Raw genomic sequence first — 15,482 nt, 5'->3', positions numbered from 1 at the left:
ACCACGATGACCGACAAGCACGAGACCAAGCAGAAGGCCAAGCCCGCCGAGGCCGAGCCCCAGGCACCGAAGACGCCCGAGCAGTTGCGCGCCGACAAGGAAGCGGCGGTCGATGCCATGCCCGACAAGCTTGGGCCCACCGACTATTCGGGCACCAAGTATTCGCCGAACGCACCTCCCGGCGAGCCGCCGACCAAGGAACAGGCCGAAGCCGCAGTCGCCGCTGGCTTCCCGCCTGCGGCCGAACACAAGGAAGAGGCCCATGGACGCTGACAACATCCGCAAGTCCGTCCTGGCCGGTGTCGCCTATGACACCGCACACGCACTCGCCAAGAGCGCCGAGGCTGAGCCGCCGCCTCCGACCCCTGTGCTGTCCTCACTCAGTCCGGACACCGCCGTCTCTGGTGATCCGGACTTCGTGCTCTCATGCATCGGCACCGGCTTCGACCAGAGCACGACGATCATCTTCGGCGACTACGACGAGCCGACCACACTGGTGTCCGACACCGAGGTCACCACGATCGTCAAGCCGTCCCTCTTCGCACCCGCCACTGTGCCGGTGAAGGTCCGCAACGGCCCAGCCTATTCGGACGCGATCGCCTTCAGCTTCACGGCACCCGCAGCTCGCGAAGAGAGAGAGCACAAGCGTCGCCGCTAAACGTGAAACGCTGGACCGGAGCCGACGCAACGCCCCGGTCCCGCTCCCCGCAATCCAGGGGGCTGCACACATCGCGTCGTGCCGAGCCTCGTCATTCACACCACACCATGCGCGCAAGCGAACGTAGGGCCAGCTCCAGGCCCCTGGGCAAGGCCCCAGGGAGGACCCCACCGTCGCACGGGTCCTTTGGGGCCCGCCCTAAACGCGGGGTACGCGCGACCGCCCCTATTCAGAATATCTGCTGCGACAAAATCCGTGGTTGCAGTTGCGGAAGGCGGCGCGCGCCTTGCTCCATGGACGCTATGCTCTGATAGCGATCCGTTCCCGCAGTGCAACGGAATGACCCGATGGGCCACTAGCCGAAAGTGCAACGACAGTACCGCTCGACGGTACTCACACTACAAGTGCAGTATTCGTCTAGCGGCATTGGGAAGAAAGCCTGGCGTCTATTTCGTCTAACTCCTTAGTTCGCCGCTCCCAAGCTTCTTGCGTTATCCAACCCTTTTTCAGCATCTTATTATAATCTGTTCGCACTTGCTGGTTATCCCGCAAAGGTGCGCATGATGGCGATGTTTTCGGGGCTTCTCTCGGATCTATTGGATCTGCACGTGCTGAAGAAATTCCCAAAACAGTTACGAGTGCAAATGTTCTCCAGCCCAAAATATTTCTGCTCATTTCATTTTGCTTCGACATTAGCGGTCATCCTTCTGACCAATATGGTTTGTATTTCTGCAGCATGCTCCGGGATGACACGACCGCCTATGCAAGGCGGCGGGATGCGAAATAAGCCCTCAATGCGACGCTAGCTGCACGCCCTTGCATGCCAATCAGCAATATTTGGCACCGTCACCTTGTGGAAATACGGATCCATCGCACCGTTTCCAAAGTTTGGCGCAGCATCAGTCGTGTCGACCATAACACCGTCACCAATCGACCCGTTGATTGCGTTTGTGTCGCTCAAGATACGGGAAGTCAACTGGCACAACTCCGGTGTCCGGCTGCTCTTCACGCAGTCGCCCTCCCGGTAGCAATTGTCAATCTTCTCAAACGCATTGTTGAGTTGGCCTGCGGCTCGATTCAGTATGCCGCTCGCCGCTTGAAGCCGTCCGCCGGAGGAATTCTCTTGAGAACGCCTAGTAAGAGCGTTGAGGTTGTTCATGCTCGGATTACCCATCCTCAGCCGATCGTAGTATTCTCCCAGTTCGTTGGAAGGTATGTCGCTTGACCTTTCCTCCGAAGCACCGCTTACAAGCTTGGTACCCCTAGCGAGGTTAGCGATAGGGGTACGAAGCCTCCCGTCATCCAAAATTTCGCCGATCATTCCGTCAGACCGTGCCAGTTCGTTATGCGCCTTATAGCCTGCGATTGCGAATACGATGACAACCGCCGCTAAAACCGCGTACAGGGCGTACAGACGGCGCTCGGCATTTTTGTTGGCGTTGTAATCGGCAGCGCTATAGTCCGCTGGAACGTCTCCGCCAGGAAGAACTCTATTGAAGGTGCCAGCGCGATCATCCCTCGGCAAGTCTCGTAGGAAAGGTCCAACGGACTGGATCAATCCCTTCCGGTGGGAAAGCACCACCCATGCTATGATCGCCGCCAAATATGCAATTAACGCCAAAGGGCTCGTGGCAGCCGACGGGATTGCCTGTAGAAAGGCTCCAATTGCGTCCATGCACATACACCCTTAAGTAATGTTGAATGAAACTGTATACCCTCGATTTATGCCAGGTCTGCGACATCCGCCAGAGAGCCGTCCAACGGACAGGCCGTCGAAGCGGATCAAATTTTCTTCATTCGGGCAAGAGTGCGCCGCACAATCTCTGACTAAGAATGTCGGCAACGCCACCCGGCTCAGACTAGCAATCAGTCAAGGCATACACGATGGAGCATCTGTGCTGCGGTTCATTTTTTCCGAATATTCGCGGCGAAAGTCGGCGATCGTCTTGTCGTCGGGCGAAAGCCGCTGCAGCAGCCAGATCACCTCAAGATTGCGCCTCGCCTCGCGCTCCAGCCGGCGGCTCGACTGAATACGATTGAGATAGCCGTAGATGTAGAGCTTGAGCAGCGCCGCTGGATGATAGCCCGGCCGCCCGGTCGCCGACGGTTCGATGTCCTCGAAGCCCATTTTGCCGAGATCAAGAGTTTCGACGAACGCATCGACAACGCGAACAGGATTGCTCTCATTGACCCAGTCGTCGAGGCATTCCGGCAATAACGTCGACTGATCGCGATCCGCGCCTTCAATGAACCTTCGCATCGATCGTCTCCGGAAACCCCGAGACGATCCCTATCTGACTCGTCGTTTTTACGCAGCCAGGGTCATTCGCGACCCCGTTGGTCCAGCGGCAAGTCGGCGCATCTTCCGCTATGCCGCCGAAAGCGGAAGTCAGCTATCCTGCCGCGACGCAACAGGAAGTAAACACGATGGCTGAGACTGTCACCAATGATCGCTTGCCCGTCACCTCTCGACCACGATCCGGAAAGCCCGCGACGGTGAGCGCGTCGGCGCTGGCCGCGCACCTTGATTGCAGCCGCACGTACATCGGCAAGCTCGAAGCCGAAGGCGTGATCCAGCGGCAAGGTGACGGCTTCCCGCTCGACCAGAGCCGCGTTGCCTATCTGCGATACTTGCGGCGCGAGAGACGGCAATCGCTGCGCAGCGAGGCCGCCGTTGATCACGTCAGGGTCAAGACCGAGATGCTCCAGTTGCGCCTGATGGAGAAGCGACGCGAGCTGGTGCACCGGGCGAATGTCGATGCTCTGGTTGACGACCTCTGCGGCGTGGTGCTCACGCACCTATCCGGCATGGCGGCCCGGTGCTCGCGCGACAGGGCGGTCAGGCGCAATATCGATGCCGCCGTGATGCAGATCAGGCGCGAGATCAGCGCGGCGTGCACCAAGAAGGCGGAGGAAGTCGGGGAACCGCCGCTGACCGAGCGATGACGACCACCGGGGTGTTCGATCGTCACGCCGACCGCCGCTGCGCGGAGTGGCTTGCCGAGGCCAAATTCACCGTTGGAACGCGGAGGTAGACACGAGGTTTAGACCACCGCGTCTGCGCTGACTGACGCGCCCTGCATTGGAGGCGCCGCATGAAAGTCATCGTTGATGAAACCGGCGAGGTCATCGCCATAGCAACGGATGATCATATTCTACTCGGTGGCCACCATCGCCTGGCTGTCGCGGGCAGCATGGGCAAAAGACTGTTCTGGCGAGATACCGGCGAACCTGTGAAGCTTGATCTCTTCTTCAAGCTTCATGGAACTTCCCCCCATTCAGCCTGAGCCGTTCGCCCTACCCTTTCTGGTCGGGTCTACAGCACTGGGCAACTAACATCGCCCGGTGTTTGTCCCACCCGGCCTTGCGGAAGTGATCGATGCCGCGCCGAGCTTCTTCCCCGCCTCTTTTGCTGATCGTTCGCCCTCCGGTATCCGGGGCGAAGCTTCGAGCAATGTCCGAAGCCAGACGGCGGCGGCGAAGTGATCGCCCACTCGGCTGAAGGACGGCGAGTGGTTTTGGTGGCATTGGCTGCTCCTGCGATCGGGTCTCCGTTAAGGTTTTATTTCGAGCCATGTAAAACACTGATTTCATTGCGAAATGTACTATTTGGCACCAACTCGAACCAACGTTTGACGCCGTCGCAACGCGGTTTGAGGCTTGTGCTGCCGGAGTGCCGGGCCATTCCGTTGTGCCCGCCGCGTTGTCCACCGCAATCCGTAGCGGCTTGCCTGCGTCGCGCGGCCCGGCGATCCTCCCTTTTTGCATGGGCACCATATCACGCGAGACCATTTACGGCGCATCGGTCCGAGCGGCGGCGGAGCGGGCGACGGAAGCACGCAAGCAAGCCGACCGGCTCGCCTGCGAGGCATGGAATAAGCGCATGTTGGCCTTCAAGGGACCGGCGCAGCCGTCGCCGACGCTCGGCGACGCGCTCAATGCCGGTTACCTCTATCTCGAAGTCAGGTGTCTCGGCTGCGACACAAATCAGACTGTTTCCCTCGACATCGTCCGGCGACCGAAGACAACGCCGGTTCATGAGCTGGAGCGCTACATGCGCTGCAAGGATTGTTCGCAGGTTCGCGGCTATTCCTACAAGCGGAGCCACCTGGTGGCGCTGCGGACGACGAAGATTTCGGCGAGCGATCCAGCCTCGCATTGGTGGCCGGGAGAACGCTAAGTGGTGTTCACTCCATACTGAAAATCGTTCCTCGCTTTGTCCAAATAGCATTGGACTTCAGCGGAGGTTGCTTAATTGCGATGCTGCCAGCGCGCATCTCAAACTGCGCCAACTTAAACTCGGCGGACAATTCTGGCCGTGACGGTGTGGCTCCCTCGATGCGAATGCACATTGCAACAGATCGGATTTGTCTGCCTCTGATAAGGGGCCGTATAAGAATGTGGCCTTCTTTTGTAACGTCAGCGAGCGTCGGTAAAGTAACAAGATCCAGCTTCAACCGGAGAAGCTTTGTAACCGAGTCTTTTTCTTTGAGAGCAAACGAAACCAGATCGAACGGGTATCCACCGTTGAATTCGTCGCAGGGTTCTGGCTTTGATATCTCATCGTCTTGGTCGGTAACCAAGAACAAGTACGCGGCCAATACAACGACGGGTCTAGTTCCTGTATTCAGGAAGGCAATGTCCAAGGGGCCATCAAGCTGCAGCCTACCATCGTCTAGCCACTTCACCATAGGAATAGTGGTACCGGTAAATACACGCAGTTCTTCCGCTTGACGCACAACGCCGAAGTACGCTGTCATCAGGGACAGTGCGAGGGCGGTGAGGGAGACTAAAATTGCTACCCATTCCCTTGCTTTCATTCGCTCTCGCGGTTGAGGTGGCGGGTCCGGTCCGCGCAAGCGCTTTCTGAAAGCCTCCAACTGCTCGTTCACCGGCGTTATTCCATCGCGGTGTCGCTAAGTTCCTGATTACTACCATTCGCTCGTTGGTTGTGCAAATCGATGTGTCTCTATAGTCACCACAAACCAAGCCGCTATCGCCTCGCTCTTCCGCGTGGTCAATCGCTACGTCGGCAACCTGCCACCGATGACGGGCGTTTTCCCCGACTACCCGGCGCCGGGTCGTCCGCAACAGTGACGCGGGGACCGAGATGGTGACGATGCGCTGGGGCATGCCGCCGCCACTGCGCACGGGCGGGCCGCCGGTCACCAACATCCGCAACACGTCGTCGCCGCACTGGCGCGGCTGGCTCAAGCCGGAGCACCGCTGCCTCGTCCCCGCCAACAGCTTCGCCGAGTACGCGCCGGAGCCGAACCCGCAGACCAAAAAGAAAGACGTGGTCTGGTTCGCGCTCAATGAGGATCGGCCGCCGTTCGCGTTCGCGGGCATCTGGACGACGTTCAACGGCGATCGCGGCACCAAATCGAAGCCAGTGCCGGGTCCGCATCAGGTCTACGGCTTTCTGACGACAGCGCCGAACGCAGTGGTCGCCCCGATCCATCCCAAGGCCATGCCTGTGATCCTCACGACCGACGAGGAGCGGGATGTCTGGATGCGCGCGCCTTGGGACGAGGCGAAGTCGTTGCAGCGGCCATTGCCTGCTGATGCCGTCAAGATCGTGATGCGTGGCGCGGACAAGGAAGACAAGGCAGCAGCGTAGCTAGATCGGCGGATAAACATGTCCGTTGCTAAGTTAGACCCGCGCCTCGTGACGCTGTACTGTGATCTAATGGAGGAGATCAAGCGGCGCATCGATGTCGTCCATTCCATTGCGCAAGGCCGAATTGCTGTCCCTCAGATTGTTGGGATTGAACTCGCCTACCTACAACTCAAGATTGAGGCATTGCTAATTTTTCGAACCCGCCAACGGCCCCTTTGAATGATGTCCGGCTATGCTCTCAACAGCGGCATGAAAGCAGACATTGCACGAGGTCGCAGATGTCACAGGAGCGGAAATCAACGTGGGCTGAATCACCCCACCACACGTAAGCGCGGGCTCAATAGTTTTTCAGGAGGAATGCGAACTGGCGCAGCCTTGCTGTCCCGCCGCTGAGCGCTCTTGCAATTGGGGCAAACGAAGAGGTGAGCGATTAGCGGCTGCGCGTCGTCCTGCACCAGCTCGGATCTGAACCATCGCATGCCGACGTGGCAATTGGGGCAGACCGGTGCTTCGAGGTGCCGCAGCGAGTTCTTTAGCCGCTCCATTCCCCGCCCCTCTGTTCAGGGAAAAGTAAGCAATTTCCCATGGTGGGCAAAGTATCAAAAGATACACAGGGGGCCAGAAAAAACTTGCTCGACATGAACGGACTTGCTCGACATAGCTGGGGAGACGCCAAATCAGGGGTGCTTTTACTGTCTCGGCAATCTGATTTCCCGGACTGTCATCTCGGCCAGAGCTACGGCATCAGTCACGCCGCGCATGTGAATGTCGATCATCCTCTTGGCGACGAGATCACAGAGGGGATCCCTTCGATCCACCAAGTCGAGCTTGCGCAGGGCGTGGTTGAAGGCCAACTCAAGAACATGTTCTTGTTCGTGGGTCAAATCTATATTCGAAATCAGCCGTGAAATCGGCATGACGGTTGCTCCCTGTTTGAGTGGGCGGGAGCACAACTGGTCTCTCAGTCACCGATTGAAGCCACGGACCGGGCGATGATGGAACGGACGCTGAGCCTCGGCGGCTTGGCAGTCAATCCCCCGAGAGTGCCAAAAAGAGCGATTAGGAGCCCTTCAACGTCCTATCCAGCTGGGGTTGCGGCTTGGCCTCGAGGGAGTCGGCGCGTAGCCGGTACTCTTCCGCGATTTCGAGCAAGGCGGACCTTGCGCGCTCGTCAGCAGACAGGGCCGCTTGATGGCGGGCGTAGCGTTCGAGGCGTCGGAGTTCTCGTTCCATGGGAAGGGATTACCCGGCCGATACGGCCGCCGCATTAAACTGTGCAAATGTGGACGCATCGTCCATTCGGTCAGGAGATTGAAGTTCGCTTCGGGTCAAAGATTGCCCTCGGCAGCCAGCATGCCATTGGTCGGGTCATCTCTCGGAAGCGGACAACGCCGCGCTCAGGGCTGAGGTCAGCCACGGGCCAACAAGTGACATTAAGCTCATTTAATCGACCACCTCGTCGGCGAGCAGGAGCAGCTCATTTGGAACAGTGAGGCCGAGCGCCTTTGCGCTCTTGAGGTTGATGACGAGATAAAATTTGGTCGGTTGCTCGACCGGGATGTCCCCGGGGCTTGCGCCCCGCAAAATTTTGTCAATGACCTCGGCGGCGCGCCTGAACAAATCCGGGTAGTTTGGTCCATAGGCCATGAGCGCTCCGGCTCGGGCTGTTTCGCTTATTGAGGCCGTCGTCGGTAACTTGGTATCCAGCACGAGTGAAGCGACGCGGGGGCGATTGCCATCTATTAGGCCAGCATCCGCGAGATAAACGGCATCAGCCTGATTTTTGAAGGCGTCAAAGGCAGGCTCTAGATCGGCAGCTACACGAATGCCCCGCCTGAGCAGCGTGATGCCAAATTGGCGAGTAGCAGCCTCAACATTATCGGCTTCGCGCACGCTTGGGGGGTAGTTTGCATCAAATAGGATTCCTAAGGTTCTGAGACCTGGAACGATTTGGCGAAGTAGTTCAACCCGCTTGCTTCCGATTTCGGCTTGTTGAACCGATACGCCAGTCACGTTGGCGCCCGGGTGCGCGAAGTCAACGATGAGCCCAGCCGCTACTGGGTCAACCGCTGGCACGAAAACAATAGGAATTGAAGCAGTCGCCTGTTTCACTACGACCGCAGCGCCTCCGTAGGTTGAAATCAGGTCAACCTTCTTGCTGACTAGCTCTGCGGCAATCGCGACGACACGGTCTCGGCGCCCCTCGGACCACCGATACTCGACTTGCAGCGTGTGGCCCGCAATCCAGCCAAGTTGGCCGAGTCGTTCAACAAGAGCGGCTTGCCAGGGACCAAACGCCGCCGGCGTGTTTCCAATGAGCGCAATCGTCCGAAGCGGCTGTTGCGCTCGAGACTGAGTCGCCCATATCGCGGAAGTCCCAAGAAGCCAAATAAAATCGCGCCGTTTCATCGCGTCCCCCGCATTTTGCAGGAGCGGAATTATTCTAAGCGGACCGCGCCAAGCCGCTGCCAGCCACGCACCGACCTCGATCGCTTTCTCTGTGGGTCATATTATCCTTGCGGTCGGCAAGGTCCGCAAGGGGTCGTGAGCGGTAATACTATGATCGAGCACAAGATTTCCGCTCTGCCGCAGAAAGCGGAGATTGCCGGTCACTTCACGCTCCGCAACGGGTTCGGCACGTCGATTGCCTTCCCGCGCTCGGTGACGAGCGCCACTTGCAGCGCGGACAATGCGGATTCCAATCGCGCGACCTGCAATTCGGCGAACGCATCTGCTCGGTCATCTGCGACTGGATGTGTCCTCCCGCTCGAAGCGCAACCGGTCACGCTCAAGCGGACCTCCCGCTGTTCCTGCGTCAGCGCGTTCGCATCATCGCTTTCGGCATCGATCTTGGCTTCAAGGCGCGGATAACCGCTTCCTTGTGAAGCCAGGTCATAAACCCGAGAATGTCCGACACCTCTCGGATTGCGCTGCCCGTGACGGCCTTGCCATTGTCGGCGGACCTCCGGATGCGCGACGCGAAGGCGCGCGAGATCAAAGTGCGCACCAATCAGCGACTTGGTCGGCTTGTCCCTCTTGAGGTCTACGAGGAGATGATCGACAACATCGCCGGGGTGGTGAGAAGCGAGTTCGCCGAGTTGGCCACGGCATGCACGCGCGAACCTTACCGTGCGCCGGATCATCGAGCGTGAGGTCAATGGACGCCTACGTCGCATCGCCGAGCACGCCATGGCACAGGCCATACGGCTGGAGAAGGTTCGCGGCGTTGATGATGCCGTCCGACCCGATGGAGCCGGACCTGTGGGCGGCAGCGAACAGGGTTTACCCGGCGACGGCGGCGGTGCCGGGACCACGCGATCCGCTCCTGACGCCCTATGTGATCGAGCCCGAGCGCGCCATCGCGTCGGGCGCCTATCGGCGGGTCGTCATGGTGTTCGGCGCGCAATCGGGCAAGAGCGAAGCGATGCTCGACGTGGCGGGCGCTCGCCTCGATCAGCGGCCCGGTCCGATCCTCTACGTCGGTCCGAATAAACAGTTTCTGACCGAGCAGTTCGAGCCGCGCGTCATGCAGCTCCTCGACGAGGCGCCGACGCTGACCGCCAAGCTCGCGCGCGGCAAGCGCATGACCAAGACGCGGAAGGTGGTGGCGGGCGTGCCGTTCCGCCTCGCGCACAGCGGCAGCTCGACAGCGCTTAAATCGGACCCGGCCGTGCTCGCCCTGGTCGATGAGTACGACGAGATGCGCGACAACGTGAATAATCAAGGCGGCCCGCTGGGTCTGGTCGAGCGGCGCGGCGACACCTATGCCGACTTCGTCTGCGTCGTGACATCGACCCCGAAGCGCGGCCGGGTGCAGGCCGCGAAGGACGAAGCAAGCGGTCTCCTGTTTTGGGAAGCCACCGTGGTCGAGGACATCGAGAGCCCGATCTGGCAGCTCTGGCAGCAGGGCACGCGGCATCACTGGTGCTGGCCGTGTCCGCACTGCAGCAAGTATTTCGTGCCGCGCTTTAACCTCCTGCGCTACCCGCGCAACGCCAAGCCTTTGGAGGCGGCACGGGCGACATTCCTCGAATGCCCGCACTGCGGCGGCGTGATCGAGGACACGCACAAGGCCGAAATGAACGCGCGCGGGTGCTACGTGGCGCCGGGTCAGACCGTCGATGAGCACGGCGAAGTGCGCGGCCAGCCGATGGAGAGCAAGTCCATCTCGTTCTGGGTCAGCGGTCTCGCCTCGCCCTTCGTCTCATTCGGCGAGCGCGTCGCGGTGCTGGTCGAGGCCGAGCAGTCCGGCGACGACGCCATGGTGCAGCAGGCCATGAACGCGGGCTTCGGCGAGCTGTACGCGCCCGGCGGCGGCGAGGTCCCGGAATGGGAGGAGATCAGGACCAAGTCGCACGGCTCGCTGTACTCGCGCGGGGAAGTCCCGGATGGCGTGCTCTACATGATCCTCACCGTGGACGTGCAGAAGCAGTCGCTGCCATGGGTGCTCCGGGGCTGGGGCGCACGCGCCACGTCATGGCTGGTCGATTACGGCAAGCTGCAGGGCGACACCGCCGATGAGGAGGTGTGGGACGCCCTCGCCGACCTCATCACCAGCGACGTGAGCGAGGTGCCGATCCGCCTCACCCTGATCGACAGCGGCTTCCGGCCGGGCAAGGTGGACACGCTGCCGCTCAACCGCATCTACGAATTCTGCCGGCGCATGGGCAAGCGCGTGCGCGCGACCAAGGGCAGCTCCTCGCCGATGCGCACGCCGCTGATCTTCTCGAAGGTCGAGGTCAACCGCGCCGGCAAGAGCAGCAAGTTCGGGCTCGACATCGCTCGGCTCGATACCGACCATTGGAAGTCATGGGTGCATGAGCGCATCCGCTGGCGTGAGGACAAGCCCGGCGCGTGGCATCTGCCGAAGGGCGTCGATGACGATTACTGCCACCAGCTCGTCGGCGAGGCACGCATCGTGCAGCCGAATGGAAGGCCGGTGTGGATCGAGCGCGGGCGTCATCACGACTTTCTCGATTGCGAAGCGATGCAGGCAGCGGGCGGCTATCTGCTCAATGTTCAGCGCATCCCGTTGCCAACAAGAACAAACGAGACTACAGCTAGCGGCAGCGATGAGCCTGAGCCACAAGAGGCTCCATCGCAGCCCGAAGTGGCGCCGCGCATGGCGGATCGTGGCCGAGCAACACCAAGGCGAAGGATCGTCAGGTCGAACTATCTCGGCGTGTAGTCCATGCGCGTTAGGAAGCTCAGCACCCGTACCCCGGCGCAATTGCTGGCAACGCAGTCTCAGATCGATGCGCTGCGCTACGCCATCGCCCAGGGCGTCTCTACGGTCAGCTACGGCGACAAGCGGGTCGAGTACCGCAGTCTGTCGGAGATGCTGCAAATCCTCAACGACATGGAAAACGAAGTCGCAGGATTAGTCCCGACCCGGCAGTTCAGGATCGTTTGTCCGGCTGACAAGGGGCTGTAGTCGATGGGTGCTTTCCGCGACATGCTCGCGGAGGGCTTGCTGGGAAAGATGGGACTGGTTCGGCCAACGAACCAGTTTGATCCGTTCTCATCCGCAGCAGGCTCGACCAGTGGGGGCTTCGATGGCGGTCGCTATCGTCGGCGGCTCGCGTCGTGGAAGCCGACGCAGTTCTCGATCAACACCATCATGGCGATGCAGGGGCCGCTCCTGCGCACGCGCTGCCGCGACCTCATGCGCAACAGCGCGCACGCGGTCGCCGCACGGGAGAACTTCGTCGCCAACCTGATCGGCGCGGGCATCAAGCCGTCGTCGCTGATCACCGACGAGCCCGAGCTGCGCAAGCAGATCATGGAAGTCTGGATGGACTGGACCGACGAGGCCGATGCAGACGGCCTCACCGACTTCTATGGCATGCAGAGCGTCGTCGGCTCCGCGCTCTTCGAGGCGGGCGAAATCTTCGTCCGCATGCGCTCGCGCCGCGTCGAGGACGGCTTCACCGTGCCGCTGCAGGTCGAGCTGCTCGAAAGCGAGATGTGCCCGTACTGGCTCAACCAGATCGCGCCGAACGGCAACTACATCATGAACGGTGTGGAGTTCGACTACCGCGCGCAGCGTGTGGCGTACTGGTTCTATCCCGGCCACCCCGGCGACGCGCCTGTCGATCCGCAAATCTATCTCAACATGGACCCGGTGCGTGTGCCTGCAGATCAGGTGCTGCACATCTTCCGGCCGACACGCCCCGGTCAGGTGCGCGGCGTGCCATTGGTCTCTGCGGCGATCACCCGGCTTTTCTTCCTCGACCAGTACGACGACGCGGAGCTTGAGCGCAAAAAGATCGCGGCACTCTTCGCGGGCTTTGTGACGAGCCCGGCGCCCGAGGACATCCTGCCCGCACCGGCAAACAGCGATGCAGAGCAGCCGATGGAGCTGGGCGTCGGTCTCGCAGGTCTCGAACCTGGCACCATGCAGGCGCTCCTCCCCGGCGAGGACGTGAAGTTTTCGGAGCCCGCCGATGTCGGCGGCACCTACGAGGCTTTCCAGTACAGGCAGCAGCTCGCGGCGTTCTCAGCCATGGGCGTGCCCTACATGATCGGCACGGGAGACACCCGGCGCGCGAGCTACAGCTCGCTGCGCGGCGTCATCGTGGAGTATCGGCGCAGGCTGGAGCAGCTCCAGTACAACGTCATCGTCCATCAGTTCTGCCGCCGAAGGCCGCCGACAGGATCAAGGCCGTCATGTCTTCTTCCGAGGCTCCGCCGCCGGAGCCGAAGGAAGGGGACGGCGCAGGTGACGACAAGTCGCCTGCGCCACCCTCTCCTGCCGTCGAGGACCCGCCGAAGGAGGACCCGCCGAAGGAGCAGCCGCCCGCACCGGAGCAGCCAACCAACGTGGTCGAGCTGCGCGCCAAGGCAAAGACCGAAGGCGCCGACGAGCACGCCCGCTACGTCAACGAGGTGCTCGACCTCTGCAACATGGCATCGCTGCCTGCGATGGCGCGCAGCTTCATCGCGGAGAAGAAGCCGATCGCCGACGTGCGCAAGGCGCTCATGTCAGAGCGCGCGCGCATCGAGGCGCAGTCGTCCGTGATCCCGCATCGCCCGGCGCCGCTGGGCGTCCAGGCACCGCGCAAGTGGGACAACGTCATCGGCAAGCTCAACGCGCGGATCAGCGGGAAGAAGTAGCCAGCGCACCACAACGAGGAGACCAAACCATGCCTGTTCTCAACGAAACCCGTCATCCCGGCGAATTCATCCTCTCCGAGGCGAACGGCGAGCGCTCGCGCGGCGCGGGCACGATCAACGATCCGGCCAACTTCGTCGCTGGCACGATCCTCAAGTCGTCCGGTGGCGGCGTCTACACGGTCGCAGCCGATGCCACGGCGGCCGATGCGATTGCGATCTACGGCGGTGCGACGACCGGCGCGGGCACGTCGGTCAAGGTCGCGGTCTTGCTGCGGGATGCCGAGGTCAACGGCAATGCGCTGGTCTACTTCGCTGGCGCGACGCAGGCCAACAAGGACGCCATCGCTGCACTGCTCGCGGCGAACCACATCATCGTCCGGAACTAACGAGCGGATCGCAACAGGCTGGCTCGTGAGGGCGGCACTTTAGAGGAGAAGTCAAATGCTCGACGTTTTCCACACTGACGCTTTCAACGTCGTCAGTCTGACAGACGCCATCAACAAGATGCTGTTCGTGCCCGGCTATCTCGGCTCGATCGGGCTGTACACCGAGACCTCGATCGCAACCACGGCGGTCGCCGTTGAGGAGCAGAACGGCATCATCCGGCTGGTCCCGCCGACGCCGCGCGGCGCACCGGGCGTGACCATCGACAAGCCGAAGCGCGCCATCCGCCTGCTCTCGGTCCCGCACTTCGAGGTCAACGACGCAGTCATGGCCGAAGAGGTGCAGAACGTCCGGCCATTCGGCGAGGAGTCCGGCGACGAGCCGGTGATGGCAAAGGTCGCCGAGCGCATGCAGATCGCTGGCCAGAGTTTCGAAGCGACGATGGAATACTCCCGCGTCGGCGGCATTCTCGGCATCATCACCTACGCGGACGGCAGCACGCTGAACCTGTACAACGAGTTTGGTGTCGCCGGTCCCCCGGCCGACATCCCGTTCAACCTCGCCGCGGCGACACCGGCCCCCGGCATCCTGCGCCAGCAGTGCGCGGGCGTGATCCGCACGATGGCGAACGCGCTGGGCGGCACGCCGTTCTCCGGTGTCGGAGCCATCTGCGGCGATGCGTTCTACGACGGCTTGATCGCGCATCAGGAAGTCCGCGCGACCTATCTGCAGACGCAGGCGGCGTCGGAGCTGCGCACCGGCTATGTGGACGGCGGCCAGATTTTCGGCTCCTTCCCGTTCGGCGGCATCAACTGGGTGAACTATCGCGGCAACGTCAACAACACGCCCTACGTCGATACGACCCACGCCTACTTCTACCCGACCGGCGTAGCTGGTCTCTTCCGGACGGTGTTCGCACCGGCCGACTACATCGAGACCGTGAACACCATGGGCCGCCCGCGCTACGTCAAGCAGTACGACATGCCGAACGGCAAGGGCACCCGCACCATCGAGATCGACGAGTTCGTGCCGCGGAGTGAGATCGACGACCTTTACCTCGTGCGTCCCTATTACATCGTCCCCGACGGCAAGGTCGGCCATGACGCCTTTGCCGTGATCCGCGAGACCATCCGCTCGCTCGACAAGGTCGCGCTCGCCCGTGTGGTGTTGACCAACCGCGAACACGTCATTGCGCTGGAAGCCCGCGACAAGGGTCTCGTCGGCATGCTGCTGCGCTATTCCTATGAGGTGCGCGACGCGGCGGAATATTTTGATGATATCGAGGACGTCAAGGTCACCAAGGACATGCTCGACCTCGCAAAGCACATCGTCGAGCAGAAGAGCGGCCATTTCGAGCCGGAGAAATTCGAGGACCATTATGAGGCGGCGCTTGCCGAGCTGCTCGCCAAGAAGCAGAAAGGCCTGCCGATCGCCGCGGTGAAAAGGACCGCGCCCGGTAACGTCATCAACTTGATGGACGCGCTCCGCCAAAGCCTCGCCTCCGAGAAGGGCGCGCCGAAGGCACGGCCGACCAAGACGCCAGCAAAAAAGGCGGCGAAAAAGCGCAAGGCGGGCTAACATGCCCGCGCACCTCTTTCAGCCCTGTATTCCCACCCGCGGCATATCCATTCCCGCCGGAAAGGACTGGCTCCACGAGATCAAGCATGACGGCTGTCGGATGATGGTGATCCGCGCGCACGCTCG

At 61.3% G+C, this 15,482-nt stretch carries 16 protein-coding genes and 4 pseudogenes; 15 read left to right on the top strand and 5 right to left on the bottom strand.

Annotation, left to right across the window (positions count from 1 at the left end; all coding sequences use genetic code 11):
• Nucleotides 1-6 precede the first annotated feature (6 nt).
• Both SO140_RS03300 and SO140_RS03295 read left to right on the top strand, forming a co-directional pair.
• Nucleotides 7-273 carry a hypothetical protein gene (locus SO140_RS03300; protein ID WP_498542332.1) on the top strand — a complete coding sequence of 89 codons (267 nt, stop codon included), beginning with the start codon at nt 7-9 and terminating at the stop codon, nt 271-273.
• Nucleotides 263-658, top strand: coding sequence for a choice-of-anchor Z repeating domain-containing protein (locus SO140_RS03295; protein ID WP_498542331.1), 396 nt, complete (start codon nt 263-265; stop codon nt 656-658). Before SO140_RS03300 ends, SO140_RS03295 begins: the two co-directional genes overlap by 11 nt.
• A gap of 417 nt (nt 659-1,075) precedes the next feature.
• Here SO140_RS03295 and SO140_RS03290 read toward each other — a convergent pair whose 3' ends face one another.
• From SO140_RS03290 to SO140_RS03280, 3 genes and pseudogenes are all read right to left on the bottom strand, one after another.
• Nucleotides 1,076-1,351 carry a hypothetical protein gene (locus SO140_RS03290; RefSeq protein ID WP_498542330.1) on the bottom strand — a complete coding sequence of 92 codons (276 nt, stop codon included), beginning with the start codon at nt 1,349-1,351 and terminating at the stop codon, nt 1,076-1,078.
• A gap of 109 nt (nt 1,352-1,460) precedes the next feature.
• Complete coding sequence (locus SO140_RS03285; protein WP_498542329.1) at nt 1,461-2,333, bottom strand: hypothetical protein; 873 nt, start codon at nt 2,331-2,333, stop codon at nt 1,461-1,463.
• A gap of 246 nt (nt 2,334-2,579) precedes the next feature.
• Nucleotides 2,580-2,918, bottom strand: a pseudogene (locus SO140_RS03280) (transposase); the annotation flags it as partial.
• A gap of 167 nt (nt 2,919-3,085) precedes the next feature.
• Between SO140_RS03280 and SO140_RS03275 the strand changes: the two are divergent.
• The 3 genes from SO140_RS03275 to SO140_RS03265 all read left to right on the top strand — a co-directional run bounded on the left by SO140_RS03275 (nt 3,086) and on the right by SO140_RS03265 (nt 4,838).
• On the top strand, nt 3,086-3,604 hold the full coding sequence (locus SO140_RS03275; protein ID WP_498542328.1) for a hypothetical protein: 519 nt from the start codon (nt 3,086-3,088) through the stop codon (nt 3,602-3,604).
• Nucleotides 3,605-3,753: 149 nt separating this feature from the next.
• Complete coding sequence (locus SO140_RS03270; RefSeq protein WP_498542327.1) at nt 3,754-3,945, top strand: hypothetical protein; 192 nt, start codon at nt 3,754-3,756, stop codon at nt 3,943-3,945.
• A 479-nt stretch (nt 3,946-4,424) separates the two neighbouring features.
• Nucleotides 4,425-4,838, top strand: a complete 414-nt coding sequence (locus SO140_RS03265) for a hypothetical protein (RefSeq protein ID WP_498542326.1) — start codon at nt 4,425-4,427, stop codon at nt 4,836-4,838.
• A 7-nt stretch (nt 4,839-4,845) separates the two neighbouring features.
• Here SO140_RS03265 and SO140_RS03260 read toward each other — a convergent pair whose 3' ends face one another.
• The gene (locus SO140_RS03260; protein ID WP_498542325.1) at nt 4,846-5,478 is read right to left on the bottom strand and encodes a hypothetical protein; all 633 of its coding nucleotides are present in this window, start codon (nt 5,476-5,478) and stop codon (nt 4,846-4,848) included.
• A gap of 151 nt (nt 5,479-5,629) precedes the next feature.
• Here SO140_RS03260 and SO140_RS03255 point away from each other — a divergent pair.
• Both SO140_RS03255 and SO140_RS03250 read left to right on the top strand, forming a co-directional pair.
• A pseudogene (locus SO140_RS03255) lies at nt 5,630-6,278 on the top strand (SOS response-associated peptidase).
• A 584-nt stretch (nt 6,279-6,862) separates the two neighbouring features.
• Nucleotides 6,863-7,186, top strand: a complete 324-nt coding sequence (locus SO140_RS03250; RefSeq protein ID WP_498542324.1) for a hypothetical protein — start codon at nt 6,863-6,865, stop codon at nt 7,184-7,186.
• A gap of 535 nt (nt 7,187-7,721) precedes the next feature.
• Here SO140_RS03250 and SO140_RS03245 read toward each other — a convergent pair.
• On the bottom strand, nt 7,722-8,687 hold the full coding sequence (locus tag SO140_RS03245) for an ABC transporter substrate-binding protein (protein WP_498542323.1): 966 nt from the start codon (nt 8,685-8,687) through the stop codon (nt 7,722-7,724).
• A 497-nt stretch (nt 8,688-9,184) separates the two neighbouring features.
• Between SO140_RS03245 and SO140_RS03240 the strand changes: the two genes are divergently transcribed.
• The 8 genes and pseudogenes from SO140_RS03240 to ku form a co-directional block, all read left to right on the top strand.
• The gene (locus SO140_RS03240) at nt 9,185-9,430 is read left to right on the top strand and encodes a hypothetical protein (protein WP_498542322.1); all 246 of its coding nucleotides are present in this window, start codon (nt 9,185-9,187) and stop codon (nt 9,428-9,430) included.
• A gap of 5 nt (nt 9,431-9,435) precedes the next feature.
• The gene (locus tag SO140_RS03235; protein ID WP_498542321.1) at nt 9,436-11,466 is read left to right on the top strand and encodes a terminase gpA endonuclease subunit; all 2,031 of its coding nucleotides are present in this window, start codon (nt 9,436-9,438) and stop codon (nt 11,464-11,466) included.
• Between the two features lie 3 nt (nt 11,467-11,469).
• A complete protein-coding gene (locus SO140_RS03230) occupies nt 11,470-11,712 on the top strand; it encodes a phage head-tail joining protein (RefSeq protein WP_498542320.1) in 243 nt (80 codons plus the stop codon).
• Nucleotides 11,713-11,715: 3 nt separating this feature from the next.
• Nucleotides 11,716-13,299, top strand: a complete 1,584-nt coding sequence (locus tag SO140_RS03225; protein ID WP_498542319.1) for a phage portal protein — start codon at nt 11,716-11,718, stop codon at nt 13,297-13,299.
• Complete coding sequence (locus tag SO140_RS03220) at nt 13,260-13,394, top strand: hypothetical protein (RefSeq protein ID WP_498542318.1); 135 nt, start codon at nt 13,260-13,262, stop codon at nt 13,392-13,394. Before SO140_RS03225 ends, SO140_RS03220 begins: the two co-directional genes overlap by 40 nt.
• Before the next feature lie 29 nt (nt 13,395-13,423).
• Nucleotides 13,424-13,780, top strand: coding sequence for a head decoration protein (locus SO140_RS03215; RefSeq protein ID WP_498542317.1), 357 nt, complete (start codon nt 13,424-13,426; stop codon nt 13,778-13,780).
• Between the two features lie 55 nt (nt 13,781-13,835).
• Nucleotides 13,836-14,771 (top strand): annotated as a pseudogene (locus SO140_RS03210) (major capsid protein); the annotation flags it as partial.
• Nucleotides 14,772-15,356: pseudogene (ku, locus tag SO140_RS03205) on the top strand (non-homologous end joining protein Ku); the annotation flags it as partial. It abuts the pseudogene before it with no gap.
• Nucleotides 15,357-15,482: the final 126 nt, after the last annotated feature.

Source organism: Bradyrhizobium sp. UFLA05-108 (assembly GCF_059803455.1).
Note: the sequence above shows the minus strand (reverse complement) of the source record. Positions and strands in the feature narration are given on the sequence as shown.

Excerpts from the sequence above, each read along its gene's own strand:
- SO140_RS03245 (WP_498542323.1), bottom strand. The coding sequence starts at position 8,687 with ATGAAACGGCGCGATTTTATTTGGCTTCTTGGGACTTCCGCGATATGG.
- SO140_RS03235 (WP_498542321.1), top strand. The coding sequence starts at position 9,436 with ATGGACGCCTACGTCGCATCGCCGAGCACGCCATGGCACAGGCCATAC.
- SO140_RS03230 (WP_498542320.1), top strand. The coding sequence starts at position 11,470 with ATGCGCGTTAGGAAGCTCAGCACCCGTACCCCGGCGCAATTGCTGGCA.
- SO140_RS03225 (WP_498542319.1), top strand. The coding sequence starts at position 11,716 with ATGGGTGCTTTCCGCGACATGCTCGCGGAGGGCTTGCTGGGAAAGATG.
- SO140_RS03260 (WP_498542325.1), bottom strand. The coding sequence starts at position 5,478 with ATGAAAGCAAGGGAATGGGTAGCAATTTTAGTCTCCCTCACCGCCCTC.
- SO140_RS03285 (WP_498542329.1), bottom strand. The coding sequence starts at position 2,333 with ATGGACGCAATTGGAGCCTTTCTACAGGCAATCCCGTCGGCTGCCACG.
- SO140_RS03270 (WP_498542327.1), top strand. The coding sequence starts at position 3,754 with ATGAAAGTCATCGTTGATGAAACCGGCGAGGTCATCGCCATAGCAACG.
- SO140_RS03240 (WP_498542322.1), top strand. The coding sequence starts at position 9,185 with ATGTCCGACACCTCTCGGATTGCGCTGCCCGTGACGGCCTTGCCATTG.
- SO140_RS03265 (WP_498542326.1), top strand. The coding sequence starts at position 4,425 with ATGGGCACCATATCACGCGAGACCATTTACGGCGCATCGGTCCGAGCG.
- SO140_RS03250 (WP_498542324.1), top strand. The coding sequence starts at position 6,863 with ATGGTGGGCAAAGTATCAAAAGATACACAGGGGGCCAGAAAAAACTTG.
- SO140_RS03300 (WP_498542332.1), top strand. The coding sequence starts at position 7 with ATGACCGACAAGCACGAGACCAAGCAGAAGGCCAAGCCCGCCGAGGCC.
- SO140_RS03220 (WP_498542318.1), top strand. The coding sequence starts at position 13,260 with ATGTCAGAGCGCGCGCGCATCGAGGCGCAGTCGTCCGTGATCCCGCAT.
- SO140_RS03215 (WP_498542317.1), top strand. The coding sequence starts at position 13,424 with ATGCCTGTTCTCAACGAAACCCGTCATCCCGGCGAATTCATCCTCTCC.
- SO140_RS03290 (WP_498542330.1), bottom strand. The coding sequence starts at position 1,351 with ATGTCGAAGCAAAATGAAATGAGCAGAAATATTTTGGGCTGGAGAACA.
- SO140_RS03295 (WP_498542331.1), top strand. The coding sequence starts at position 263 with ATGGACGCTGACAACATCCGCAAGTCCGTCCTGGCCGGTGTCGCCTAT.
- SO140_RS03275 (WP_498542328.1), top strand. The coding sequence starts at position 3,086 with ATGGCTGAGACTGTCACCAATGATCGCTTGCCCGTCACCTCTCGACCA.